This is a genomic window from Microvirga subterranea (assembly GCF_003350535.1).
Taxonomy (GTDB): domain Bacteria; phylum Pseudomonadota; class Alphaproteobacteria; order Rhizobiales; family Beijerinckiaceae; genus Microvirga; species Microvirga subterranea.
Genome location: NZ_QQBB01000002.1, coordinates 1 through 23,043 on the forward strand (window position 1 = coordinate 1; position 23,043 = coordinate 23,043).

Annotated in this window: 26 protein-coding genes; 19 read left to right on the forward strand and 7 right to left on the reverse strand. The window is 66.1% G+C overall.

Going from position 1 to position 23,043, the window contains the following annotated elements:
* Positions 1 to 157: 157 nt before the first annotated feature.
* From DES45_RS04710 to DES45_RS04720, 3 genes are read left to right on the forward strand one after another with little or no spacing between them, the layout of a single operon-like run.
* A complete protein-coding gene (locus DES45_RS04710) occupies positions 158 to 523 on the forward strand; it encodes a response regulator (RefSeq protein WP_114768854.1) in 366 nt (121 codons plus the stop codon).
* Between the two features lie 50 nt (positions 524 to 573).
* Positions 574 to 1,665: a protein-glutamate methylesterase/protein-glutamine glutaminase gene (locus DES45_RS04715; RefSeq protein WP_425374259.1), complete on the forward strand. Its 1,092-nt coding sequence runs from the start codon at positions 574 to 576 to the stop codon at positions 1,663 to 1,665.
* The gene (locus tag DES45_RS04720) at positions 1,662 to 2,513 is read left to right on the forward strand and encodes a CheR family methyltransferase (RefSeq protein WP_114768856.1); all 852 of its coding nucleotides are present in this window, start codon (positions 1,662 to 1,664) and stop codon (positions 2,511 to 2,513) included. Before DES45_RS04715 ends, DES45_RS04720 begins: the two co-directional genes overlap by 4 nt.
* 49 nt (positions 2,514 to 2,562) lie before the next feature.
* Here the strand turns inward: DES45_RS04720 and DES45_RS04725 are convergent, their stop codons facing one another.
* The 5 genes from DES45_RS04725 to DES45_RS04745 form a co-directional block, all read right to left on the reverse strand.
* Positions 2,563 to 4,326: a DEAD/DEAH box helicase gene (locus DES45_RS04725; RefSeq protein WP_114768857.1), complete on the reverse strand. Its 1,764-nt coding sequence runs from the start codon at positions 4,324 to 4,326 to the stop codon at positions 2,563 to 2,565.
* A 54-nt stretch (positions 4,327 to 4,380) separates the two neighbouring features.
* Positions 4,381 to 4,692 carry a hypothetical protein gene (locus DES45_RS04730; RefSeq protein ID WP_114769425.1) on the reverse strand — a complete coding sequence of 104 codons (312 nt, stop codon included), beginning with the start codon at positions 4,690 to 4,692 and terminating at the stop codon, positions 4,381 to 4,383.
* A gap of 70 nt (positions 4,693 to 4,762) precedes the next feature.
* On the reverse strand, positions 4,763 to 5,257 hold the full coding sequence (locus DES45_RS04735) for a ribonuclease H family protein (protein WP_114768858.1): 495 nt from the start codon (positions 5,255 to 5,257) through the stop codon (positions 4,763 to 4,765).
* Positions 5,254 to 6,087, reverse strand: coding sequence for an exonuclease domain-containing protein (locus DES45_RS04740; protein WP_114768859.1), 834 nt, complete (start codon positions 6,085 to 6,087; stop codon positions 5,254 to 5,256). Before DES45_RS04740 ends, DES45_RS04735 begins: the two co-directional genes overlap by 4 nt.
* A 113-nt stretch (positions 6,088 to 6,200) precedes the next feature.
* Positions 6,201 to 6,983 carry an IclR family transcriptional regulator domain-containing protein gene (locus tag DES45_RS04745; protein WP_114768860.1) on the reverse strand — a complete coding sequence of 261 codons (783 nt, stop codon included), beginning with the start codon at positions 6,981 to 6,983 and terminating at the stop codon, positions 6,201 to 6,203.
* A gap of 185 nt (positions 6,984 to 7,168) precedes the next feature.
* Here DES45_RS04745 and DES45_RS04750 point away from each other — a divergent pair, with 185 nt between their 5' ends.
* The 13 genes from DES45_RS04750 (at position 7,169) to DES45_RS04810 (ending at position 18,302) form a co-directional block, all read left to right on the forward strand.
* Complete coding sequence (locus tag DES45_RS04750) at positions 7,169 to 8,341, forward strand: ABC transporter substrate-binding protein (protein WP_170151425.1); 1,173 nt, start codon at positions 7,169 to 7,171, stop codon at positions 8,339 to 8,341.
* An 88-nt stretch (positions 8,342 to 8,429) separates the two neighbouring features.
* Complete coding sequence (locus tag DES45_RS04755) at positions 8,430 to 9,293, forward strand: branched-chain amino acid ABC transporter permease (RefSeq protein ID WP_114768862.1); 864 nt, start codon at positions 8,430 to 8,432, stop codon at positions 9,291 to 9,293.
* Positions 9,293 to 10,306, forward strand: a complete 1,014-nt coding sequence (locus DES45_RS04760; protein WP_114768863.1) for a branched-chain amino acid ABC transporter permease — start codon at positions 9,293 to 9,295, stop codon at positions 10,304 to 10,306. The genes DES45_RS04755 and DES45_RS04760 overlap by 1 nt, the downstream gene beginning before the upstream one ends.
* On the forward strand, positions 10,303 to 11,067 hold the full coding sequence (locus DES45_RS04765; RefSeq protein WP_114768864.1) for an ABC transporter ATP-binding protein: 765 nt from the start codon (positions 10,303 to 10,305) through the stop codon (positions 11,065 to 11,067). Before DES45_RS04760 ends, DES45_RS04765 begins: the two co-directional genes overlap by 4 nt.
* Entirely contained in the window at positions 11,048 to 11,764 is a 717-nt protein-coding gene (locus tag DES45_RS04770) for an ABC transporter ATP-binding protein (RefSeq protein ID WP_114768865.1), read from the forward strand. Before DES45_RS04765 ends, DES45_RS04770 begins: the two co-directional genes overlap by 20 nt.
* Before the next feature lie 8 nt (positions 11,765 to 11,772).
* Positions 11,773 to 12,567 (forward strand): 3-oxoadipate enol-lactonase, encoded by a 795-nt coding sequence (gene pcaD, locus DES45_RS04775; protein WP_114768866.1) that lies wholly within the window; start codon positions 11,773 to 11,775, stop codon positions 12,565 to 12,567.
* Between the two features lie 31 nt (positions 12,568 to 12,598).
* Positions 12,599 to 12,985 carry a 4-carboxymuconolactone decarboxylase gene (gene pcaC / locus DES45_RS04780; RefSeq protein ID WP_210272521.1) on the forward strand — a complete coding sequence of 129 codons (387 nt, stop codon included), beginning with the start codon at positions 12,599 to 12,601 and terminating at the stop codon, positions 12,983 to 12,985.
* A 31-nt stretch (positions 12,986 to 13,016) separates the two neighbouring features.
* Positions 13,017 to 13,742 carry a protocatechuate 3,4-dioxygenase subunit beta gene (gene pcaH / locus DES45_RS04785; RefSeq protein WP_425374260.1) on the forward strand — a complete coding sequence of 242 codons (726 nt, stop codon included), beginning with the start codon at positions 13,017 to 13,019 and terminating at the stop codon, positions 13,740 to 13,742.
* On the forward strand, positions 13,742 to 14,368 hold the full coding sequence (gene pcaG / locus DES45_RS04790; RefSeq protein WP_114768869.1) for a protocatechuate 3,4-dioxygenase subunit alpha: 627 nt from the start codon (positions 13,742 to 13,744) through the stop codon (positions 14,366 to 14,368). Before pcaH ends, pcaG begins: the two co-directional genes overlap by 1 nt.
* Positions 14,369 to 14,388: 20 nt before the next feature.
* Positions 14,389 to 15,234, forward strand: coding sequence for a CoA transferase subunit A (locus DES45_RS04795; RefSeq protein ID WP_114768870.1), 846 nt, complete (start codon positions 14,389 to 14,391; stop codon positions 15,232 to 15,234).
* A 9-nt stretch (positions 15,235 to 15,243) separates the two neighbouring features.
* Positions 15,244 to 16,023 (forward strand): CoA-transferase subunit beta, encoded by a 780-nt coding sequence (locus tag DES45_RS04800; RefSeq protein ID WP_114768871.1) that lies wholly within the window; start codon positions 15,244 to 15,246, stop codon positions 16,021 to 16,023.
* A gap of 2 nt (positions 16,024 to 16,025) precedes the next feature.
* Positions 16,026 to 17,231, forward strand: a complete 1,206-nt coding sequence (gene pcaF, locus DES45_RS04805) for a 3-oxoadipyl-CoA thiolase (protein WP_114768872.1) — start codon at positions 16,026 to 16,028, stop codon at positions 17,229 to 17,231.
* A 9-nt stretch (positions 17,232 to 17,240) separates the two neighbouring features.
* Entirely contained in the window at positions 17,241 to 18,302 is a 1,062-nt protein-coding gene (locus DES45_RS04810) for a 3-carboxy-cis,cis-muconate cycloisomerase (protein ID WP_114768873.1), read from the forward strand.
* Between the two features lie 8 nt (positions 18,303 to 18,310).
* Here the strand turns inward: DES45_RS04810 and DES45_RS25005 are convergent, their stop codons facing one another.
* Both DES45_RS25005 and DES45_RS04815 read right to left on the reverse strand, forming a co-directional pair.
* Positions 18,311 to 18,478 (reverse strand): hypothetical protein, encoded by a 168-nt coding sequence (locus tag DES45_RS25005; RefSeq protein ID WP_170151396.1) that lies wholly within the window; start codon positions 18,476 to 18,478, stop codon positions 18,311 to 18,313.
* Between the two features lie 42 nt (positions 18,479 to 18,520).
* Positions 18,521 to 19,405: a helix-turn-helix domain-containing protein gene (locus tag DES45_RS04815; RefSeq protein WP_114768874.1), complete on the reverse strand. Its 885-nt coding sequence runs from the start codon at positions 19,403 to 19,405 to the stop codon at positions 18,521 to 18,523.
* Positions 19,406 to 19,554: 149 nt separating this feature from the next.
* Here DES45_RS04815 and pobA point away from each other — a divergent pair, with 149 nt between their 5' ends.
* From pobA to DES45_RS04830, 3 genes are all read left to right on the forward strand, one after another.
* Positions 19,555 to 20,724 (forward strand): 4-hydroxybenzoate 3-monooxygenase, encoded by a 1,170-nt coding sequence (pobA, locus tag DES45_RS04820; protein ID WP_114768875.1) that lies wholly within the window; start codon positions 19,555 to 19,557, stop codon positions 20,722 to 20,724.
* 136 nt (positions 20,725 to 20,860) lie between these two features.
* Positions 20,861 to 21,682 carry a hypothetical protein gene (locus tag DES45_RS04825; protein WP_147282345.1) on the forward strand — a complete coding sequence of 274 codons (822 nt, stop codon included), beginning with the start codon at positions 20,861 to 20,863 and terminating at the stop codon, positions 21,680 to 21,682.
* A 74-nt stretch (positions 21,683 to 21,756) separates the two neighbouring features.
* Entirely contained in the window at positions 21,757 to 23,004 is a 1,248-nt protein-coding gene (locus tag DES45_RS04830; RefSeq protein ID WP_114769426.1) for an extracellular solute-binding protein, read from the forward strand.
* Positions 23,005 to 23,043 lie beyond the last annotated feature (39 nt).

The following is a 23,043-nucleotide window of genomic DNA, read 5'->3' on the forward strand; positions in this document are numbered from 1 at the left end:
CTGCAGCCCAACCCGGTCCACCTCGACCCGCGATGGGCCAGCCTCTCACACGGCGTCCACCAGCTCAACGCAACACTCCTCGTCATCCTAAACGTCGATCAAGTCCTTCAATTCGATATTCAACAAGCCGCATAAGAAACTTCTGGAGTTTGAGGCCATGAAATATTGCCTGGTCGTCGATGATTCCTCGGTCATCCGCAAAGTGTCCCGCCGCATTCTGGAAGACATGAGGTTCCGCGTTTCCGAAGCCGAGAACGGGGAGAAAGCCCTCGACATGTGCCGCGCCGAGATGCCCGACGTGGTGCTGCTCGACTGGAACATGCCCGTAATGGACGGCTACGAGTTCCTCATGCAGGTGCGCCAGATCCCCGGTGGCGACGAGCCGAAGATCATCTTCTGCACGACGGAGAACGACATCGCCCACATCTCGCGGGCGCTCGAGGCGGGCGCCAACGAATACATCATGAAGCCGTTCGACAAGGATATCGTCGCGGCGAAATTCCAGGATGCGGGCATCATTTAAGCCTGCCGCTTTCCACGTCAGCATTTCTTAGATCATCGTCGAGTTCATTCATGATTGCAGAGTCCGCCTCCCTGACATCCCCCGCCGGGTCACCGCGGACGCGTGTGATGGTCGTTGACGACAGCGTCGTCATCCGGGGGCTCGTCGCCCGCTGGATCAACGAGACCGGTCAGTTCGACGTCGTCACCACGGCCGCCAACGGTCGCATCGCCGTGGATGCGCTGGAGCGCTTCGAGCCGGACATCGTGCTGCTCGATCTGGAAATGCCGGAGCTGGACGGCGTGGCCGCCCTCCCGCTCATTCTGAAGCGGCGGCCCGGCACGAAGGTGATCGTCGTCTCCACCCTGACCCGGCGCAATGCCGAGATCTCCGTGAAGTGCCTGTCCCTCGGGGCGGTCGATTATCTGGCGAAGCCGGAATCGCAGCGGGAAAAGTCCACATCGGACGATTTCCGCCGCGACCTGATCGAAAAGCTCAAGGCCCATGCAGGCTCCCGCGCACGGCCGGTGCGGCTTGCCGCGACGAGCACCCGCCCAGCCTTCAAGCCCATCCTGTCGCGGCCGAAGGTCCTTCTCATCGGCGCCTCGACCGGCGGGCCGCGCGCAGTCGAGCAGGTGCTCGGCGGTCTAGGTGCCGCGATCCAGAAGGTGCCGATCCTCATCGTGCAGCACATGCCGCCGATGTTCACGGCCGTCTTCGCGGATCACCTGCGCGCGCAGTTCGGCGTCAGGGCCTGCGAGCCGCGCGACGGCGAACCCCTCGTGCCGGGAACGATCTTCATCGCGCCGGGCGGTCGCCATATGGGTCTGTCAGGCACCTCGTCGGGCGCGCTCATCCGCCTCGACGACGGGCCGGCGGAGAATTTCTGCCGCCCTGCGGTCGACGTGCTCTTCCGCGATGCGGCCTCCATCTTCGGCAACTCCGCGCTCGCGGTCATCCTCACCGGCATGGGGTCCGACGGGACGCACGGTTCCCGCTCCGTCGTCCAGGCGGGCGGCACGGTCCTTGCCCAGGACGAGGCCACGAGCACCGTCTGGGGCATGCCGGGCAGCGTCGCCAAGGCGGGTCTCGCGCAAGACATCCTCCCTCTCGAAGCCATCGGACCCGTCCTCAAGGGTCATATCACCGGGTCGACACCATGACCGAACTCGATTTCCAGTTCCTGTGCGGCTTCCTCAAAACCCGCTCCGGTCTCGCGCTGACGCCCGAGAAGCGCTACCTCGTGGAAAGCCGCCTGAGCCCGATCTGCCGCCGCTTCGAGCTGGACACGCTCTCGGGACTCGTGGGAGCGCTCAAGGTGGGCCGCACCCCAGGCCTCGAGACCGCCGTCGTCGAGGCGATGACAACGAACGAGACGTTCTTCTTCCGGGACAAGGGGCCGTTCGACCTCTTCCGCGACGTGCTGCTGCCGCGATACCTCACGGCCCGCGCAGGAGCGCGGCGCCTGCGGATCTGGTGTGCGGCCGCTTCGACCGGCCAGGAGCCCTATTCGCTCGCCATGCTCCTCAACGAAGCCTCAGCGCGCCTCGCCGGCTGGCAGGTGCAGATCGTCGCCACGGACATCTCGACCGAGGTCCTGGAGAAGGCGAAAGCCGGCATCTACAATCAATTCGAGGTGCAGCGCGGTCTGCCGATCCAACTCCTCGTGAAGTATTTCAAGCAGAACGGGGATCAGTGGCAGATCTCGCCGCAGATCCGCGCGATGGTGGATTACCGCCCGCTCAACCTCATCAAAGAATTCGGGCATCTCGGCACGTTCGACATCATCTATTGCCGCAACGTCCTGATCTATTTCGACAAGCCGACGAAATCCGACGTCCTCGAGAGGCTGGCCAAAGCCATGGCGCCCGACGGGGCGCTGCTTCTCGGAGCAGCCGAGACGGTGATCGGTCTCACCGACTCGCTGAGCCCCGATGTCGCCAATCGCGGGCTCTACGGCAAGGCGGTGTCCGAGGCATCAGTGCCGCCGAGGATCGCCGCGTTGCGCTGAGAGGTGAGAGACCCTCGCGAGCAGAAGCGGGCGAGGGTCCTCGTCGAAGTCAGGTCCGGCGCGCTTTATCGGCGCGATCCTTCTTCTTTCCCGGATGGGGCTTCTTGCCCGGATAAGGCTTCTTGCCGCCTTTCGCCGGAGCCGCCTTCTTGCCGCCGCGGTGCTCGGCGCGGGCACCCTCGGCCGGCTCGATTCGAATGTCCTCGTCGTTGGTCTTGCGCACGGCCGAGGCAAAGCGAGGGGCGACCGACTGGGCGATCTCGAATCTCGTATCCTGATCGAAGATTCGAATCGAGCCGATCTCCTTCTTCGTCACATGGCCGAGACGGCAGATGATCGGCAGGAGCCAGCGTGGGTCGGCGTTGTTGCGCCGGCCGACATTCATCCGGAACCAGACCATGTCCTCGGAGCTCCGGTGGCTCTCGCCGTCGCGTCGCTCGCGCGGGCCGCGACGGTCGTCGTCCTCCCGGAACTCCCGCTTTTCGCGCCGCGGGCGCTCGGGGCCGGCATCGACAATCTCCTCGGGCGCAGGCAGCCGCGACCTGAAGGAGCGGACCAGGGTGGCGGCGATCTCCTCGGCCGAGAACTGCCCCAGCAGGGCCTGGGCCGTCGCGGCGTCCTCCTCGGTCGTTTCTTCCGAGAAGACCGGATCCTTGAGAAGCCGCTCGCGATCCTTCAATCGGATCTCGTCCGCGGACGGCGCGCCGCCCCAGGTGACGTCGACGCGCGCCGCATCGATGAGCCTCTCGGCCTTGCGGCGGCGCGTAAAGGGAACGAGCATGACGCAGACGCCCTTGCGGCCCGCTCGGCCCGTCCGGCCGCTGCGGTGCAGGAGCGTTTCGTGGTCGTTCGGCAGGTCGGCGTGGATCACGAGGCCGAGATCGGGCAGGTCGATGCCGCGTGCCGCCACATCGGTCGCCACGCAGACGCGGGCGCGACCGTCGCGCAGAGCCTGTAGGGCGTGGCTGCGCTCGCTCTGGCTGAGTTCGCCCGAGAGCGCGACCGCCGCGAAACCGCGTTCGAGCAGGCTCGCGTGCAGGTGCCGCACGGCTTCGCGCGTATGGCAGAAGACCATGGCGCCGCGACTCTCGTAGAAGCGCAGCACGTTGACGACGCCGTGCTCGACCTCGTTCGGGGCGAGCCTGATGGCGCGGTACTCGATGTCGCCGTGAGGCTGGTTCTCCACCAAGGTGTCGATCCGGGCCGCATCGCGCTGGTAGCGCCGCGCGAGGGTAGCGATGTTCTTCGGAATCGTGGCCGAGAACAGGAGCGTGCGGCGCTCGGCGGGCGTTGCGTCGAGGATGAATTCGAGATCCTCCCTGAAGCCGAGATCGAGCATCTCGTCCGCCTCGTCGAGCACGACCGCGCGCAGCTTCGACGTGTCGAGCCGGCCGCGCTCCAGGTGGTCGCGCAGACGTCCAGGGGTGCCGACCACGATGTGACACCCGTCCTCGAGGGCGCGCTGTTCACGGCGCACGTCCATGCCGCCGACGCAGGTCGCGACGCGTGCGCCGGCCGGGCCATAGAGCCAGATCAGCTCGCGATTGACCTGAAGGGCAAGCTCGCGGGTCGGGGCGATGACGAGCGCCAGCGGCTCCCGGGGAGGGTCGAAACGCTCCGCATCACCCAGCAGGGTCGAGGCGAGGGCGAGGCCGTAGGCGACGGTCTTGCCGGAGCCGGTCTGGGCTGAGACGAGAAGGTCCCGGTCGAGGACGCCGGGATCGAGCACGGCGGCCTGAACGGGCGTCGGCTCCTGGTAGCCTCGATCTGCGAGGGCGCGCTCGAGGCTGGGATTGGTCTTTGGAAAGGGCATGTGTTTGCGGCTGAACCGTTTTCTGAGGAGCCGTTCCGGGCTCCGGTAAGATCATCAGCCTGAGGCGGCGCTATCGTCTATTTCATCGATTGAGACCAGGAAAACGACATCGATGTCGAGATCGCCGTCAAAATCCTCGTCTTCGTCCTCTTCCTCTTCGTCCAGAGCCTCATTGAAAGCATCGATCTCGTCTTCCGATGCGCTCCGGGTCGTCAAGGCAGCCGATCCGTCCCACAGGGGACGCCCCTCGCTCTTAAACGACATCAGGTCATCTTTGAAGCTCTTGCTGAGAAAGAGGTCCCGGGCCTGATCCTCGTCGGCATTGGTGACGGCAACGGCCTTCCCGGCGATCTCAAGCGTAACCATAGTGTTTCCTTCGTGGCGCAGGTGGATCCACACCATTAACGTCCGGAAGCGGAATTTCGATCAATCTTTGTCAAGGTCGGCGAAGGCCCCGGCTCCGGGATGACCTAGCCGCCGCGGCCTGTCGTGCCTCCTGGTAGGCCAGGAGATGGACCTGCTCGTTCCTGGGATGGCCGGAATGGCCACGGATCCAGGTCCAGGTGACGGTCCTCTCCTCCAGGAGCGCAGCCAGGCGCTGCCACATGTCCCGGTTGGCGACCTTGCCGCCCTTCACGATTCGCCAGCGCCGGGACCGCCACCAGGGGAGAGAAACGGTCGCTCCGGTGATGACGTACTGGCTATCGGTGTGGACCTGGGCGGCGATTGCGGGCGGCAGGGCTTCGAGAGCCTGGATGACGCCCATGAGCTCCATGGCCGTATTGGTTGTCGAAAGACTCTGCCCGACGACGATCCGCTCGTCGCCTCCGATGAGGATCAGGGCGGCATATCCGCCGGGACAAGAGCCGCCGCTGCCGATGCAGGCGCCATCCGTGTAGATGAGGGCCCCGGGTTCGATTCCCGCGCTCATCGGGATAGAAGCTGCCAGAACTCGTCCTCGGTGATGATCGAGACCTGATGGCCGCCCGATCTCAACCGCTCCGCCTCGCGCCCCTTGGAACTCATCGCGGTGCCGGTTCCGTTCCCGCCGACGCAGAGATGGGTCGTCGCCGGAGACACGGCTCCCGCAACCGTGAAGCCAAGCTCTGCCGCACGGCGGGCGGCTTCCTTGCGCGCGACCTGCATGCGGCCCGTGAATACGATCGTCCGGCCTGAGAAGGGACCGCCGCTCACCCCCTGCACCAGGATCGGAGCGGCCGAGCCCGGCTGCCGGGAGACGCCAGACGCCCATTCGCTTGCGGTGCGGCCGCTCTCGGTCAACGCACGTCGGAAGATCTCGGCCGTCGCGATGGCATCCTCAAGCGCGTCGTGGTGCTGAAACGCGATATCGAAATGGGCCGCGAGGTTTCCCAGCGAATAGCCGCGCCGGGAGAATTGCGGCCAGGTCCGGCGCACCACGGTCTGGTTGTCGAGCCAGCGGGCCTCCAGGAGGGGGAGGTTATACTTCTGACAGGCCTTGGTGATCGCGATGCGGTCGAACGATCCATGGGTCACGACGATCCGCCCCCCGATCAGGCCTGCAATCTCCGGCAGGAGGTCCGCAAAGGTCGGCCGGCCGGCCACATGCTCGGGGCGGATGCCGTGGACCTTGATGTTCCAGTGGTCGAACCGGTCTTCCGGATCGATCAGGTACGAGACGGTGCCGACGGTCTCGCCGTTCTCGACCAGCACGATGCCGATCTGGCAGATGGAGGCGCAGTCCGGGTTGGCCGTTTCCAGGTCGAGGACGATGTAGTTCATGAAGGGCGCTTTATCGTGTGCCGTCGATTTTCGAAAGCGATGGATGCGCCTGATGTAAGGCCTTCCCGGCTCTGAGCGTCGTGAAGGATTGTCGCAGAGGACTCTCCCGGTCCTTAGTACGTGTAGCGGAGGGCCTCGCTCGCGTCCCGCAGAGCCGGGAGGAGGCGCTCCTCCATCTCGGCCACCGTGGCCCGGGCGGCTTGGGCGCTGATGTTCAGGGCGATCGTCACGGCGCCGTCCTTCTGGACGAGCGGCACGGCGATTGAGCGCAGCCCGTATTCGAGCTCCTCGTCGACGACCGAGTAGCCCTGGTTGCGGACAGCCTGGAGGGCTCCACGGAACTGGTCCTTGTCCGTGATGGTCTTGGGCGTCCTCGGCTCGAGCCGGACCCGCTGAAGGTAGGCCTCGATCTCCGCCTCCGGCTGAAACGCGAGGATCGCCCGCCCGAGCGACGTGCAATAGGCCGGGAGCCGGCTCCCGACGCCGAGCCCGATCGACATGATGCGGCGGGTCGCGGAACGGGCGATGTAGACGATGTCGTCCCCGTCCAGCATGGCGGCCGAGCTCGATTCTCCCGTCTGCTCCGAGATCCGCTCCAGGAAGGGCTGAAGGCGGATGGAGTGGGAGGTCGAGGCCAAGTAGGCATAGCCTAGCCGAAGGATCCGTGGATTGAGGCTGAAGTAGCGCCCGTCGAAATTGGCATAGTTCAGCTTCGTGAGGGTGCGCAGATAGCGGCGCGCGCCGGCGCGGGTGATGCCGGTGAGCTTGGCGACCTCGGTCAAGGTAAGGCGGGGGCGGCTGGCGTCGAAGGCCTCGATGACTGCGAGGCCCTTCTCCAGACTCGCGACGAAATCGCGATCGCCTACGGCCGCCTCGTCCATCTCCGTATTAGTCATGGAAGCTCCTGAGACATTTGGTGCGGTCGCCTTCCGTGGCCTTGACACCGGCCCGGGATTTGTACTTCATGTTCGCAATGGTAATCAATGTTCGTTATGCGAACAAGATGTGTGCCAGAGACCGAGACCGCAGATCCTGCCGAACGAGATCGAGGCGGCTCCAGGGAGGGACGAGAATGTCATCTGTGAAGAAGCTTCTTTGCGCCGCCGTCGGCGCCCTGATCGCCGGATCGGTGTCTGCGTCGGCCGACACCGTCAAGGTCGGCATCATCGGTCCCTTCTCCGGGCCCTTCGCCTTGCAGGGCAAGAACTTCCAGGCTGGCGTCGAGGCCTACATGGCGCTCAACGGCAAGAGCGTGAAGGGCCATGACGTCGAGGTCATCTACCGCGACCTGCCGGCCGCGAACCCGGCCCAGTCCCGCGCGCTGGCCCAGGAACTGATCGTCAAGGACAAGGTCCAGTATCTCGGCGGCGTCTACTTCACGCCGGATGCGCTCGCGATCACGCCGCTCCTCAAGCAGGCGAACGCGCCGCTCGTCATCTTCAACGCCGCGACCTCGGCCATCATGACCCAGTCGCCGCTGGTGGTGCGCACCTCGTTCACGACGGCGCAGACCACGACGCCGCTCGGCAAGATCGCGGTCGACCGGGGCGTCAAGAAGGTCGTCACCGCTGTGAGCGACTACGGCCCAGGCGTCGATGCCGAGAACGCCTTCAAGAAGGCCTTCGAGGCGGCCGGCGGGAAGGTGGTTGAGGCCATCCGCATGCCGCTCAACACCAACGATTTCAGCCCGATCATGCAGCGCGTGCGCGATTCCGGCGCCGAAGCGGTCTTCGCGTTCCTGCCGTCCGGACCGACGACGCTTGGCTTCGTGAAGGCCTACAACGAGACGGGCCTCAAGCAGGCCGGCATCAAGTTCTTCGCGCCCGGCGACCTGACGCAGGAATCGGACCTGCCGGCGCTCGGCGACGGCGCGCTCGGCCTCCTCACCACGTTCCACTACGCCGTGTCGCACGACTCGCCCGAGAACAAGCGCTTCGTCGAGGCGGCCACGAAGGCCATCGGCGGTGCGGACCAGCTCTCCTTCCCGGCGGTCGGCGCCTTTGACGGCATGCATGTCATCTACAAGATGATCGAGGCGACCGACGGCAAGCAGGACGCGCAGAAGGCCGTGGATGCGGTGAAGGGCCTCTCCTGGACCAGCCCGCGCGGCCCGGTGAGCATCGACGCCGACACGCGCCACATCACCGAGAACATCTATCTCCGCGAGGTGGTGAAGGGCCCCGACGGCAAGCTCATCAACAAGGAGATCGAGACCTTCGCCAACCAGAAGGATCCTGGTCTCGCCTCGCAGTAAGGCGCGCGACGCCATCATGCGGACGGGCGCGGCCTTCGGGCCGCGCCTTCGATCCTATCTCGGGCCTTGGGGCCGACGGGACATTCACATGCAGACCATCCTCAGCATCGGGATCGACGCCTTTGCCTACGGCATGGCGCTTTTCATCATCTGCATCGGCCTGTCCCTCACCATGGGCCTCATGCGCGTGGTCAACCTCGCGCACGGCGCCTTCGCGATGATCGCCGGCTACATCGCTTCCTATGTGGCGCGCGATCTCGGCTGGGGCTATGGCTTCGCAATCATCCTGGCGGTGATCGGGACCATCATCCTGTCGATCCCGCTGGAGCGCTTTCTCTTCCGCCGCATCTACGGCAGCTCCGAGCTGACGCAGGTTCTGATGACCATCGGCATCACCTTCTGCGTCATCGGCATCACCAACTATTTCTTCGGCCCGACCCTCAAGACGATTCCGTTGCCCACCGGCCTCTCGCAGCCGGTCGATGTCGGCTTCCGCACCATCGCGGCGCACCGGCTCTTCGTCATGGCCTGCGGCCTCGTGGTCGCGGCAGGGCTCTGGTACGTGATCGAGCGGACCGCCTTCGGCATCAAGCTCCGGGCCACCGTGGACAACGCCGCCATGGCCGACGCCCTCGGGGTGAAGACGCAAGTGGTCTATGCGGTGAGCTTCGCACTCGCCATCGGCCTTGCGGCCTTCGGCGGGGTGGTCGGAGCCGAATTCCTGCCGATCGAGCCCTATTACGCGCTGCGCTACATGGTGACCTTCCTGGTCGTGGTCTCCGTCGGGGGCGCCGGCTCGATTCTGGGCGCCGTAATCGCCTGCCTCGTGCTCGGCGCCGTGGACACGACAGGGCGCTACCTGATGCCCGATTTCGGCAACTTCTTCTTCTATGCGGCCGTCATCGCGATCGTGTGCGTCTTCCCCCGCGGCTTCTTCGGAAAGGCTCAGTGATGCAGACCCTGGCCCAGTCTGAAAAGCTCGCTGCCGCTCCTTCCCTCGGCTCCCGGTTCCTGCGCGACGCCATCGGGATCGCGGCGATCATCGTCGCGGGGATTGCCGGCTATTTCCTGTTCCCGGACAACCTCGCGTTGCTCACCCGGGTCATTGCGGTGGGGCTTCTCGTCCTGTCGATCGATCTGATCACCGGTTATTGCGGGGTTGCGACCCTCGGCCAGGCGGCGCTCTTCGGTGCCGGCGCCTATGCGGCTGGAATCGCCTGCGTGAACGGCGTCACGGAGCCCCTGACACTGATCCTGATCGGCGCGATCGCCGGCGCGGCGGCGGGGCTTCTCATGGGCACGATCATGCTGCGGGCCCACGGCCTCGCCCAACTCGTCCTCTCCATCGCCATCGTGCAGCTCTTCCATGAGGCCGCCAACAAGGCCTCGGCCTACACAGGCGGCAGCGACGGCCTCGCCGGCCTGATGCTGAGCCCGCTCTTCGGCATGTTCGAGTTCGACCTCTGGGGCCAGACCGCCTACCTGTTCGGTCTTGCCCTGCTGGTCGTCGTCTTCGTCGTCCTGAAATTCGTCGTGGCCTCGCCGTTCGGCATGCTCTGCCGCGGCATCAAGGAGGACCCGGTCCGCATCGGCGCCATGGGTGCCTTCGTGTTCCCGGTGCTCCTGAAGATGTTCGTCATCTCGGGAGCGGTGGCCGGGATGGGCGGCGCGCTCGCGGCGATCTCGACGCAGGTCGTCGGCCTCGACAGCGTGAGCTTCGAGCTGTCCGCCAATGCGCTCGTCATGCTGGTGCTCGGCGGGCTGGGGAGCCTCTACGGAGCGCTGATCGGCACGGTGATCTTCATGGGCTTCGAGCACGTGGTGTCCGCCATCAACCCGTTCCACTGGATGACTATGGTCGGTGCGCTCCTGATCGCCGTCGTCCTGGCCCTGCCGGGCGGGCTCAGCAGCATCGCGGACGCTATCCTGCCGTCGCGGGGCCGCACCAGGGGAGGGAAAGCATGAGCGATCTCTTCCGGGTCGAAGGCCTCACGAAGTCGTTCGGCGGACTTGCGGTCAGTCGCGACATTTCGCTGTCCATGCCGGAGGGCGAGCGGCTGGCCCTGATCGGCCCCAACGGCGCCGGCAAGACCACCTTCGTCAACCTCGTGACCGGGCAGCTCGCGCCGAGCGCGGGGCGCGTGATCCTCAACGGCGAGGACGTGACGGGTCTCGGCGCGGTCCGCCGCGTTCGGAAGGGGCTGGTGCGCACGTTCCAGGTGACGCGCCTGTTCTCCGACATGACGCCGGAAGAGCACGTGACCCTGACCGTGCTGCAGCGGGAGGGCAAGGCCTCGCGCCTCCTCGGCCGGTTCCACGGCAACTCCCAGGTTTCGGGCGAGGTCGAGAGCATCCTCGCGACCCTGGGGTTGATCGAGGTCGCACGCCGCAAGGTCCGCGAGATCGCCTACGGCCAGCAGCGTCTTTTGGAGATCGCCATCGCGCTCGCCTTGCGGCCGAAGGTGCTGCTCCTCGACGAGCCGGCGGCGGGGGTGCCGTCGAGCGACACGCCGCGCATCGAGCAGGCGCTGGAGCGTCTGCCGCCGAGCCTCGCGGTGCTGATGATCGAGCACGACATGGATCTCGTCTTCCGCTTCGCCAAGCGCGTCGTGGTGCTGGCGGCAGGCGAGATCATCTTCGAAGGATTGCCATCCGAAGTGGCGGCCGATCCGAAGGTCCGGGAAGCCTATCTGGGGAGCTATGCCAATGCCCGCAGCGTCGCTTGATGTCCGCGGCCTGAGTGCCGGCTACGGGCCGACCGTGGTCCTGGAGGATCTCTCGTTCTCCGTTCCGGCGGGTTCGCGCCTGTCGATCCTCGGCCGCAACGGCATGGGCAAGACGACACTGCTCGCGAGCCTCATGGGAATGACCCGCCGCTATGGCGGCGAGATCCGCGTCGACGGCAGCGACATCGCCTCTGCGAAGAGCTCAGAGCGGGCCATGAGGGGCATCGGCCTCGTACCCCAGACGCGCGACATCTTCCGCTCGCTCACCGTCGAGGAGAACCTCCTCGTCGGCATCAAGGGCCGGCCGCGCAGCGTGATCGAGGAGGCCTACGAGATGTTTCCGCGCCTGAAGGAGCGGCGGCGCAATCTCGGTTGGCAGCTCTCGGGTGGCGAGCAGCAGATGCTCTCGACCGCCCGCACGATCCTGGGCCGTCCGTCCGTGCTCCTCCTCGACGAGCCGCTCGAGGGTCTGGCGCCCGTGATCTGCGACGAGCTGATGGCAGCCTTCTCGCGCCTCGCGGCAAGCGGCGAGATGACGATCCTGCTCGTCGAGCAGCGCCTCGAAAGCGCCCTCGACTTCGCCGATTCCGTCATGATCCTGGAGCGCGGGCGCATCGTCTGGCAGGGCACCAGCGAGACCCTGCGGTCCGACCACGAACTGGTCGAGCGTTATATCGGCGTCGGCTCCCTGCACTGAGAGACACCATGGCTTTCACCCGCGCAAACGGCATCGTCCTCCACTATCAGGTCCAGGGCCGCGCGGACGGTCCGACCCTGGTGTTCCTGAATTCGCTCGGAAGCGACATGCGCATCTGGCAGGAGGTGGTCCCGGCCTTCGCCGACCGCTTCCGGATCGTGCTCTACGACAAGCGCGGCCACGGCCTGTCGGACGCTCCGCCGGCGCCGTACACCATCGACGATCATGCGGACGATCTGCTGGCGCTGCTCGACCACCTCGGGGTGAGGAGCGCCTCTCTCATCGGCCTCTCCGTCGGCGGCATGATCGCACAGCGGCTCGCCGTCCGCACGCCTGAGCGCGTCGAGGCGCTCGTCCTCTGCGACACGGCCGCCAAGATCGGAACGCCGGAGATGTGGAGCGAGCGCATTGGCGCCGTCGAACGCGCCGGAATCGGGTCGATCGCCGACCGCATCCTGGACCGATGGTTCACGCCGGCGTTCCGCGAGACGCGCGACGAGGACTTCACCGGCTGGAAGAACATGCTGGTCCGTACGCCAGCCCACGGCTATGCGGGGACCTGCGCGTCGATCCGGGATGCCGATCTGACGGCCGATGCGGGCAGGATCACGGCGCCGACGCTCTGCGTGGTCGGCGATCAGGACGGCTCCACGCCGCCGGATCTGGTGCGGACCACCGCCGATCTCATTCCCGGTGCGCGCTTCGAGATCATCCGCGATGCGGGACACATTCCCTGCATCGAACAACCTGCGGCGTTGATCGACTTGGTCGAGCGCCATCTTCGGGAGGCTGGACGTGGCTGAAACGGACAAGAGCGAACGCTACAAGGCCGGCATGGCGGTCCGCCGCCAGGTTCTCGGCGACGCGCACGTGGACCGCGCGACGGCCCAGATGACCGCATTCGATGAGGATTTCCAGACCTTCATCACCGAAGGGGCCTGGGGATCCGTGTGGTCGCGTCCCGGCTTCACCAAGCGGGAGCGCTCGATCGTCACCATCGCGCTGCTCGCGGCGCTCGGCCAGGACGAGGAGGTCGCCATGCACGTGCGCGCGACCCGCAACACCGGCGCGACCAAGGAAGATATCAAGGAAGCGCTTCTCCATGTGGCGGTCTATGCGGGCGTTCCCGCGGCCAACCACGCCTTCAAGATCGTCAAGAAGGCCTTTGCGGAGATGGAGACGGCAGCAGGCACGTCACAGGGGCAAACCGAACCGCGCTGAGGCATCGGCGCATTTGGACGGGATGGCAGACATGGTGGATCAAGGACCTTTCTTTCAGCGTGACCGGGACTGGCATCCGCCGGCCTTCACGCCGCAGTACAAGACATCGGTGCTGCGCTCGCCGCAGCAGGCGCTCCTGTCGCTCGAGAACACCATCTCGGAGATGACCGGGCCGGTCTTCGGGCATGACAAGATCGGGCCGCTCGACAACGACCTGATCCGGAACTACGTCCAAACCGGTGAACCGATCGGCCAGCGCATCATCGTCTATGGACGCGTGCTGGACGAGAATGCCCGGCCCGTTCCCGGCGCGCTGGTCGAGTTCTGGCAGGCCAATGCGGGCGGCCGCTACCGGCACAAGAAGGAAACGTACCTCGCTCCCATTGATCCGAATTTCGGCGGCTGCGGCCGCACGATTACGGACGAGGAGGGGCGTTACCGGTTCCGCACGATCAAGCCGGGCGCCTATCCGTGGCCGAACGGCGTCAACGACTGGCGCCCCGCGCATATCCACTTCTCAATCTTCGGCCACGCCTTCGCGCAGCGGCTGATCACGCAGATGTACTTCGAGGGCGATCCGATGATCTGGCAGTGCCCGATCGTCTCGACGATCCCCGACCAGGCCGCCATCGAGCAACTCGTCGCGGCGCTCGACCGCAACAACACGCTGCCGATGGATGCGCTCGCCTACAAGTTCGACATCGTCCTGCGCGGGCGCCGTTCGACCATGTTCGAGAACCGGATGGAGGGGAACTGATGGTTCAGAAGCTCGGATTTTTGAAGGAATCGCCCTCCCAGACCGCGGGACCCTACGTCCATATCGGCACGACCCCGAACTGGGTCGAGATCACCGGCGTCTGGAAGGAGGATCTCGGCCTCGTGCTGGTCGGCCCCGAGACGAAGGGCGAGCGGATCATCGTCAAGGGGCATGTCTACGACGGCGCCGGCGATCCGCTGAAGGACGCTCTCATCGAGATCTGGCAGGCAGATGCGGAGGGCTTCTACAACAGCCCGCAGGAGCGCCGCGGGCGCGCCGACCCGAACTTCGCCGGCTGGGGCCGCCAGCCTGCCGACGGCGTCACCGGCGAGTACAAGTTCGAGACGATCAAGCCGGGACGCGTTCCCTACAAGGACGGGCGCCTGATGGCGCCGCACATCACGTTCTGGATCGTGGCGCGCGGCATCAATATCGGCCTCCACACGCGCATGTACTTCGGCGACGAGGATGCGGCGAACGCCGAGTGCCCGGTCCTGGCGCGCATCGCCCACAAGGCGCGCATCCCGACGCTCGTCGCCACGCGCGGCGTGGAGAACGGCCTGCCGACCTACACCTTCGACATCCATCTCCAGGGTGAGAAGGAAACTGTGTTCTTCGACATCTGATCGTGAGCTGAAAACTGAAAATGGCCAAGTTCCAGAGCCTCAAGGAGGCCGTTGCCGAGAACCTGCGCGACGGCGATACCGTCGCGTTCGAAGGGTTCACCCATCTCATCCCGCATGCGGCCGCCCACGAGGTCATCCGCCAGGGCCGCAAGGACCTGACCCTGATCCGCATGACGCCGGACATTATCTATGACCAGATGATCGGCATGGGGCTCGCCAAGAAGGTGATCTTCTCCTATGCGGGCAATCCCGGCGTCGGTCTCCTGCGCCGCATGCGCGACGCCATCGAGAACGGCTGGCCGCGCGCCATTGAGACCGTGGAGCACAGCCACGCCGCGATGGCGAACGCCTACGAGGCGGGCGCCGCGGGGCTTCCCTGCGCGGTGTTCCGCGGCTATCGCGGAGCCGGCCTCAAGGAGGTCAATCCGGCCATCAAGAGCGTGACCTGCCCGTTCACGGGCGAGGAGCTCGCAGCCGTTCCCGCGCACCGGCCGGACGTGACCTTTATCCATGCCCAGAAGGCCAACCGGCGCGGCGACGTCCTGGTCGAGGGCATCATTGGCGTGCAGAAGGAGGCGGTGCTCGCCGCCAAGCGCGCCATCGTCACGGTCGAGGAGATCGTGGACGATTTCGAGGGGCTGCATCCGAACCTCTGCGTGCTGCCGCACTGGACGATCACGTCGATCGTGCACGTGCCGGGCGGAGCGCATCCGTCCTATACGCACGGCTACTACGACCGTGACAATGCGGCCTATCTCGAATGGGACAAGATCTCGGCCGATCGCGACCTGTTCACGCAGTGGATGAAAGACAACGTGCTCGCCGTGGGCTCCGAGGCCTTCGCGGCCCGCGTCAAGGGAATGTGAGACAGCCAGATGCCCGACTTTACTCCCACCGAGATGATGACCATCGCGGCCGCGCGTGCGCTGTCGAACGAGGACGTGTGCTTCGTCGGCATCGGTGCACCGTCCGCCGCCTGCAACGTCGCGCGCCTCACCCATGCGCCTGACGTCACCCTCATCTACGAAAGCGGCACCATCGGCACCGCGCCCGACGTGTTGCCTCTGTCGATCGGCGACGGCGAGCTCTGCGAGACGGCGGTGGCCACCGTGTCGGTGCCGGAGATGTTCCGCTACTGGCTCCAGGGAGGACGCATCTCCATCGGCTTCCTGGGCGCCGCCCAGCTCGACCGCTTCGGCAACATCAACACCACCGTGATCGGCGACTACAACAAGCCGAAAGTGCGCCTGCCAGGTGGCGGCGGCGCTCCGGAGATCGCGACCTCGTGCCAGGAGGTCTACATCACCATGAAGCAGTCGACCCGCGGCATGGTGGAGAAGATCGACTTCTTCACCTCCTTCGGCCACGGCGAAGGCGGCAATGACCGTGAGCGCCTCGGCATCACCACGAAGGGCCCGACGCTGCTCATCACAGACCTCGCGGTCTGGAAGCCCGATCCGGTCACGAAGGAGTTCACCGTCGTGTCGATGCATCCGGGCGTGACCCGCGAGCAGGTGCAGGAGACCTGCGGCTGGAAGGTTCGCTTCGCCGACAACGTCGAGGAGACGCCTCCGCCGACCGAGCTCGAGCTCAAGACCCTGCGCGATCTTCAGGCGCGCACCGAAAAGGCCCACGGCGGCAAGAAGGAAGCGTGATCATGCGCGAGGCTTACATCTGCGCCTATGTGCGTACTCCCATCGGCCGCTATGCCGGATCGCTTTCGAGTATCCGCGCGGACGATCTCGGGGCGGTTCCGCTGAAAGCCCTCATGGAACGTCACCCGAATCTCGATTTCGAGGCGGTGGACGACGTGATCTATGGCTGCGCCAACCAGGCCGGCGAGGACAACCGTAACGTCGCCCGCATGGCGCTGCTGCTGGCGGGGCTTCCGGGTTCCGTCCCAGGCACGACCATGAACCGCCTCTGCGGCTCCGGCATGGATGCGGTCATCACGGCCGCGCGCGCCATCAAGGCCGGCGAGGCCGAGCTGATGATCGCGGGCGGCGTCGAGTCCATGTCGCGCGCGCCTTTCGTCATGCCGAAGGCGGAGGCGGCGTTCTCGCGCGCCGCCGAGATCTTCGATACCACCATCGGCTGGCGCTTCATCAATCCGCTGATGAAGAGCCAATACGGCGTCGATTCGATGCCGGAGACCGGCGAGAACGTGGCCGAGGACTTCCAGATCTCGCGCGCTGACCAGGATGTCTTTGCGCTGCGCTCGCAGAAGAAGGCTGCGGCCGCGCAGGAGAACGGGCGGCTCGCCAAGGAGATCGTGCCGGTGACGATCCCGCGCCGAAAGGGCGACCCGATCGTGATCGACAAGGACGAGCATCCGCGCGGCGACACGACCCTTGAAGGGCTCTCCAAGCTCTCGACCCCGTTCCGCAAGGACGGCACCGTGACGGCCGGCAATGCGTCGGGCGTGAACGATGGCGCCGCGGCGCTGATCGTCGCATCCGAGGAGGCTGTGCGGAAGTATGGGCTCGAGCCGATCGCCCGCGTGGTCGGCGGCGCCACCGCCGGCGTGCCGCCGCGCATCATGGGTATCGGGCCCGCGCCCTCCACCAGGAAGCTCTGCGCCCGGCTCGGCCTCAAGCCGACCGATTTCGACGTGGTCGAGCTCAACGAGGCCTTCGCCAGCCAGGGCATTGCGGTTCTGCGCCAGCTCGGTATTCCCGAGGACGCGCCGCACGTGAACCCGAACGGCGGCGCCATTGCGCTCGGCCATCCGCTCGGCATGTCGGGCGCGCGCATCACCGGCACGGCCGCGCTCGAGCTCAAGCTCAGCGGCAAGAAGCGGGCGCTCGCGACCATGTGCGTCGGCGTCGGCCAGGGCATTTCCATCGCCCTCGAGGCCGTCTAAGCTCCCGCCATGACGATGCCGGCGCCATCCCCCACGCTCCTCGACTCCCTCACCGGAGACGAGGAGATCGGCGGCTTCTTCACCAGGGAGGCCGAACTTTTCGCCATGCTGCAGGTGGAGGAGGCGCTCGCCGGCGCCGAGGCCGATGTCGGCCTCATCGACAGGGAAGCCTTGGGCGCCGTTGCGGAAGCCTGCCGCACCTTCAAGCCGGACTGGGAGCGGCTCGCCCGAGGGCTCGCGCAGGACGGCGTGGTGGTGCCGGAATTCGTCAAACAATTGCGCGGGGCGGTAGGACAAACTCATGCCAAGGCCGTTCACTTCGGGGCGACGAGCCAGGACGTGATCGACACGGCGCTGGTCCTGCGCCTGAAGGGAGCGGTGCAGGTTTATCTCCGCCGCCTCGACGGATTGCTCCAGGCTCTCCACGCCTTGAAGGCCCGGGACGGCGCCGTGCGGCTCATGGCCCATACCCGGATGCAGCAGGCGCTGCCCTTCACGGCCGCCGACAAGATCGACACCTGGCTCCAGCCGCTGGAGCGGCACAGGGAGGCGCTCGCGGAATTCTCGCCGCGGCTCCTCGCGGTCCAGCTCGGCGGACCAGTCGGCACCCGGGCGGAGCTGAAGGGGCATGGCGACGCCGTCGCCGACCTCATGGCTGAACGCCTGGGCCTTGCCTATGCGCCGCAATGGCATTCCCAGCGGGACCGGATCGGCGAGTTCGGCTCCTGGATCTCGCTCCTGTCCGGCACCCTCGGCAAGATCGGTCAGGACGTCGCCCTCATGGCGCAGAACGAGGTCGGCGAGGTCCGGCTTGCCACCGGCGGCGGCTCCTCGGCGATGCCGCACAAGTCGAACCCGGTCCCTGCCGAGGTGCTGGTGACGCTCGCCCGGTTCAATGCGGGCCTCCTCGGAACCCTGCACCAGGCGCTCGTCCACGAGAACGAGCGCTCCGGAGCCGCCTGGACCCTCGAATGGCTCGTGCTGCCGCAGATGGCCGTGTCCACCGGCGCCGGGCTGAGGCTGGCGCAGGATCTGGTCGGGAAGCTGACCTTCCAATCCTCCGTGACGTAGCGCTCCCGTCAGGCATCGCCGACAATCACGGTGATGCGGCCGCTGCCGCCGCAATCCGGACAGGCCTTGTGCCCGATCTCGCCGGAGCCGTTGCAGGTCGGGCAGATATCTTCGCCCGTCTGCTTCGTGCCGCTCACGTCCTCGTCGCCTGGGTTCTTCCGCTCGGTCTCGGCCATGGATGTCTCCTTTTCGGGAGAACGTCGGGACCCGGCCTCGGTTCAGGTGGACGGTCCACGCTGGAGCGCCCGGAATCCGAGAGGCGACAGGCCTGTCTTGTTCTTGAAGAAGCGCGCGAAGTAGGACGGGTCCTCGAATGCGAGGGCGAGCGCGATCTCCTTTGCGCTGAACGACGTGAAGGTGAGATAGCGCTTGGCTTCGAGGACGAGGCGCTCGTGGATCATCCCGAGCGCCGTGTCGCCGAGCTGCTCGCGGCAGATGCGGTTGAGATGGGCCGGCGTGAGGCCGAGGCGGCGGGCATAGGCCTCGACCGGCTTGTGGGTGCGGTAGTCCTGATCCACCAGCTGGCGGAACCGCAGGGCATGGTGGCGCGCCCTGTCACGCACGCCCGGTGTCGAGGCGATCGACAGACGTTGCAGCCGGTGGACCGTGATGAGGACGAGGGCGAGGCGAGCCTCGATGACCCCGAGCCGTCCCGGCTCCCGCGTCCCGAACTCCGCCGCGATGCTAGCGATGTCGTCCGCGATCGCCCGGGCGATGGCGTCACGCCCGGCCAACGGCACGAACTGCACCTGCCGGAAGGTGCTCTCGATGTTCCCTGCCGCCTGGAGGATCGCCGGCAGGCGGTCCTGGAACAGGGTCAGCACGGTCCCTTCCACGTCAGGCCGGAAGGAGTAGCCGTGCACCACCATCGGCGGCAGCGTGATCAGGCTCGGGCCTTCGAGATGGCCATGCTGGCCGTCGACGACGATGTCCGCCTTGCCGCTCCCGAGGTGGAGGATCTGGAACAGGTTCTCGTGCCGGTGCGGCTGGATCTCGTAATTGTACAATCGGCTGCGCGACTGGATCGTCTCGCAATGAACCCAGTCGGTTCGCGCGCCATCCTTGAATTCTCCATAAAGGGAATAGGTTGGGATCGTTTCCATGAGGCGGCCGGGTCTTCTGATCGTGTGGCTTGGGATGTTCGAATTGTCCTATCCTTTGCCTGCTTTGTCCATTGGCCGCGGACCGATCCGCACCCATTGTCCGTTCTTGTGAGAGGCGGCCGAAGCCGCCCGTCTGGAGGAACGTCACAATGCGCACCAAGGTTGTCATCATCGGCGCCGGGCCGGCCGGACTTCTTCTCGGGCGGCTGATCGAGAGCGAGGGCATCGAGACGGTCATTCTGGAACGCCGCAGCCAGGATTACGTGCTCGGCCGCATCCGGGCCGGCGTCCTCGAACAGGGCACGGTCGAGCTGCTGGAACGCGCAGGCGTCAGCGAGCGTATGCATGCGGAAGGCCTCGTTCACGACGGGGTCGAGCTCTCCTTCGACGGCGATACGCATCGCTTCGACTTTCGGAAGCTGGTCGGCCGGACCGTCATGGTCTACGGCCAGACAGAGGTGACCCGCGACCTGATGCAGGCCCGCGACGCCTCCGGGGCGGCGACCGTCTACGAGGCCGAGGACGTGTCGCTCCACGATTTCGACGGCGAGGCCCCGCGGGTGCGCTACCGCAAGGACGGCGTGGAGCACGAGATCGCCTGCGATTTCATCGCCGGCTGCGACGGCTATCACGGCGTCTCCCGCGCCAGCGTGCCGGAAGGTGCGGTGAAGACCTTCGAGCGGGTCTATCCCTTCGGCTGGCTCGGCATCCTGGTGGACCGGCCGCCCGTGGCGGAGGAGCTGATCTATGCCCATCACAGCCGCGGCTTCGCCCTCTGCTCCATGCGCTCCGAGACCCGCAGCCGCTACTATGTTCAGGTTCCGGCGGGCGAGCGCGTCGAGGACTGGTCCGACGAGCGTTTCTGGGACGAGCTCCGCAGCCGCCTGAACAGGGAGACGGCGGACAGGCTCCAGACCGGCCCCTCGATTGAGAAGTCCATCGCGCCCTTGAGGAGCTTCGTCGCCGAGCCCCTGCGGTTCGGACGCCTGTTCCTGGCGGGCGATGCCGCCCACATCGTGCCGCCGACCGGCGCCAAGGGCCTGAACCTCGCAGCGAGCGACGTGCGTTATCTAGCGGACGCCTTCATTGAATATTACGGCGCTCGCTCCCCGGCCGGAATCGACGCCTATTCGACCAGGGCTCTGGCGCGGGTTTGGAAGGCGGAACGCTTCTCGTGGTGGATGACCTCAATCCTCCACACCTTCCCGGACACGGACGCCTTCGGCCGGCGAATGCAACGGACGGAGTTCGACTATCTGGTCGGCTCCGAGGCGGCATCCCGGTCTCTGGCCGAGAACTACACCGGCCTGCCGTATTAGGATTCGACCCGCCCCCCGATCCGGGTGTGAAAAGCCCTTAAGACCAGTATGGACAGAGGGCGACCAATATGAGACCAGTTATGGAGTGAACCAGACTGGCCCTCATTCCCGCTTCCGGTTGCTGCATTGGCAATCCGTGCCCGGATCCCACGTCAACGAAGACGGAGCGGGATTGCATGGCCATGCGGCTTGGATCATCGACGGAGCGACTGGGGTCTCGGACCGCAAATTGACCTCGGGCGGCTCCGATGCGGCATGGCTCGCCGGCACGATCGACGAGAGGTTGACGCACCTCGCCTCGAACGGCGGGTCGGAGCATTTCGACCACCTCGAACACAGCATCCGGGGCGCCTTCGAAGCCGAGACCGCCTATGCGGATCTCCCCGGCGACGAACACGCCCCCTCGGCCTGCCTCGGCTTTCTTCGCCTCCTTGAGCGGTCCGCGAGCGGATTGCTGCGCCTCGAAGGGCATTTCCTGGGCGACGTGGTCGCCCTGGTTCCGACCGAGAACGGCATCGTCCGGTGGACGGACGAGCGCTCCAAGCCCTTCGAGCGGCGGACCCTGGCGGCTCTCGAAGGCGCGAGTCGCGAGCCCGGCGCGATGCCGGAGGCGGTGAGGCGGCAGATCCAGGAGAACCGGACCAGGCTGAACCATCCGGAAGGTTACTGGGTGGTGAACCCGCGCCGTCCCTGGGCCGGCCGCCAATTGCGCTTCGAGGCCGCGATCGCGCCCGGGCAGCCGGTGGTGCTGGCGACGGACGGCTTCATGCGCCTCGTGGACGTGTTCGCTGCCTATTCGGATTCCTCGATTCATGCCGGCCTGTCTGCCGGGGAGGGGGAGCGCCTGATGCAGGAGTTGCGCAAGCGGGAGCGCGAGGATGCGTGGGCGGGGCTCTATCCGCGGGTCAAGATCCACGACGACGCCACGGTCCTCGTGGTGGCGCCCGAACACGAATGACGGAATTCCGCAGGGCAGGCCCGAACGGAGGCCCTGCGGTGGGAGGAAGGACTTCAACGATGAGGGAACTCAAGATGAAACTGACGAGACGACTTCTGCTCGGCGCCGCCGCTGGCGGCTACCTACTCTCGGCCGGCGCCGCAATGGCCAAGACCGAGCTGACCTTCTGGAGCTGGCGCCAGGAAGACAAGGCCTTCTACAACGAGATCATCAAGAAGTTCCAGGAGAAGGAGCCTGAGATCTCGGTCAAGTTCGAGACCTACGCGCCCGAGAACTACCAGACGATCCTCTCCACGGCGCTCGCCGCCGGCCGCGGCCCGGACGTCATCCAGGTCCGCGCCTACGGCAACCTCGAGACGATCGCGACGCCGGGCTACCTGCTGGCGCTCGACAAGCAGAACGTGCCGGAGCTGGCCAACTTCCCCGAAGCGTCTCTCGCAGCCGAGACCCTGCGCTCGGACGGCAAGGTCTATGCGGTCCCCTTCGCGATGCAGACCCAGCTCGTGGTCTACAACAAGAAGATCTTCAAGGATAATGGCCTCAACCCGCCGAAGACATGGGACGAGCTGATGAGCGTCGCCCAGGCCCTGAAGGCGAAAAACATCAGCCCCTTCGCCAACGGCACCGCGACCGCGTGGCAGAACGAGACCATCGTCGGCGGCCTCCTGTCCTCCATGCTCGGCAAGCAGTTCGAGGAGGACATCGTCTCCGGCAAGGCGAACTTCACCGACCCGCGCTTCGTCAACGCCCTTACGAAGCTGAAGGACGTGAGCCAGTACTTCTCGCCGAACTTCACCGGCGTCGACTATCCGTCCTCGCAGCAGCTTTTCGTGGCGGGACGCGGCGCGATGTTCGCCGGCGGCTCCTACGAGATCGCCAACTTCAAGAACCAGAACCCCACGCTCGACCTCGGCGTGTTCTCGGCTCCGGTGCTGAAGGCCGGCGACCAGGCGCTCGTCGCCACCTACTATGACGGCGGCTATGCGGTGAACGCGAAGTCGGACAAGAAGGACGCGGCGCTCAAGTTCGTCCGCTTCCTCGCGACGCCCGAATACGGCACGGCCTTCACCAACCAGCTGAAGAACCTGTCGCCGATCAAGGGCATCAAGATCGAGGATCCGATCACCCAGGAAGTGGCGAAGCTTGCCGAGAACTCCATGTCCTACCTGATGCTCGTGCGCTTCCGCTATCAGGAGCCGAGCGGCTCGGTTCTGCTGCAGTCGAACGTGCAGAAGATGCTCGCCGGCCAGCAGACCCCCGAGCAGGCAGCCGCCGAGATCAACAAGGGCATCGCGACCTACTACAAGCCGTTCCAGAAGTAAGGCTTCTGCACGGGGCGGCGGACTGCCATGTCCGCCGCC

Bases quoted from the DNA above. Each gene is read 5' to 3' on its own strand.
- DES45_RS04710 (WP_114768854.1), top strand. From the start codon at position 158: ATGAAATATTGCCTGGTCGTCGATGATTCCTCGGTCATCCGCAAAGTG.
- DES45_RS04715 (WP_425374259.1), top strand. From the start codon at position 574: ATGATTGCAGAGTCCGCCTCCCTGACATCCCCCGCCGGGTCACCGCGG.
- DES45_RS04720 (WP_114768856.1), top strand. From the start codon at position 1,662: ATGACCGAACTCGATTTCCAGTTCCTGTGCGGCTTCCTCAAAACCCGC.
- DES45_RS04725 (WP_114768857.1), bottom strand. From the start codon at position 4,326: ATGCCCTTTCCAAAGACCAATCCCAGCCTCGAGCGCGCCCTCGCAGAT.
- DES45_RS04730 (WP_114769425.1), bottom strand. From the start codon at position 4,692: ATGGTTACGCTTGAGATCGCCGGGAAGGCCGTTGCCGTCACCAATGCC.
- DES45_RS04735 (WP_114768858.1), bottom strand. From the start codon at position 5,257: ATGAGCGCGGGAATCGAACCCGGGGCCCTCATCTACACGGATGGCGCC.
- DES45_RS04740 (WP_114768859.1), bottom strand. From the start codon at position 6,087: ATGAACTACATCGTCCTCGACCTGGAAACGGCCAACCCGGACTGCGCC.
- DES45_RS04745 (WP_114768860.1), bottom strand. From the start codon at position 6,983: ATGACTAATACGGAGATGGACGAGGCGGCCGTAGGCGATCGCGATTTC.
- DES45_RS04755 (WP_114768862.1), top strand. From the start codon at position 8,430: ATGCAGACCATCCTCAGCATCGGGATCGACGCCTTTGCCTACGGCATG.
- DES45_RS04760 (WP_114768863.1), top strand. From the start codon at position 9,293: ATGCAGACCCTGGCCCAGTCTGAAAAGCTCGCTGCCGCTCCTTCCCTC.
- DES45_RS04765 (WP_114768864.1), top strand. From the start codon at position 10,303: ATGAGCGATCTCTTCCGGGTCGAAGGCCTCACGAAGTCGTTCGGCGGA.
- DES45_RS04770 (WP_114768865.1), top strand. From the start codon at position 11,048: ATGCCCGCAGCGTCGCTTGATGTCCGCGGCCTGAGTGCCGGCTACGGG.
- pcaD (WP_114768866.1), top strand. From the start codon at position 11,773: ATGGCTTTCACCCGCGCAAACGGCATCGTCCTCCACTATCAGGTCCAG.
- pcaC (WP_210272521.1), top strand. From the start codon at position 12,599: ATGGCGGTCCGCCGCCAGGTTCTCGGCGACGCGCACGTGGACCGCGCG.
- pcaH (WP_425374260.1), top strand. From the start codon at position 13,017: ATGGTGGATCAAGGACCTTTCTTTCAGCGTGACCGGGACTGGCATCCG.
- pcaG (WP_114768869.1), top strand. From the start codon at position 13,742: ATGGTTCAGAAGCTCGGATTTTTGAAGGAATCGCCCTCCCAGACCGCG.
- DES45_RS04795 (WP_114768870.1), top strand. From the start codon at position 14,389: ATGGCCAAGTTCCAGAGCCTCAAGGAGGCCGTTGCCGAGAACCTGCGC.
- DES45_RS04800 (WP_114768871.1), top strand. From the start codon at position 15,244: ATGCCCGACTTTACTCCCACCGAGATGATGACCATCGCGGCCGCGCGT.
- pcaF (WP_114768872.1), top strand. From the start codon at position 16,026: ATGCGCGAGGCTTACATCTGCGCCTATGTGCGTACTCCCATCGGCCGC.
- DES45_RS04810 (WP_114768873.1), top strand. From the start codon at position 17,241: ATGACGATGCCGGCGCCATCCCCCACGCTCCTCGACTCCCTCACCGGA.
- DES45_RS25005 (WP_170151396.1), bottom strand. From the start codon at position 18,478: ATGGCCGAGACCGAGCGGAAGAACCCAGGCGACGAGGACGTGAGCGGC.
- DES45_RS04815 (WP_114768874.1), bottom strand. From the start codon at position 19,405: ATGGAAACGATCCCAACCTATTCCCTTTATGGAGAATTCAAGGATGGC.
- pobA (WP_114768875.1), top strand. From the start codon at position 19,555: ATGCGCACCAAGGTTGTCATCATCGGCGCCGGGCCGGCCGGACTTCTT.
- DES45_RS04830 (WP_114769426.1), top strand. From the start codon at position 21,757: ATGAAACTGACGAGACGACTTCTGCTCGGCGCCGCCGCTGGCGGCTAC.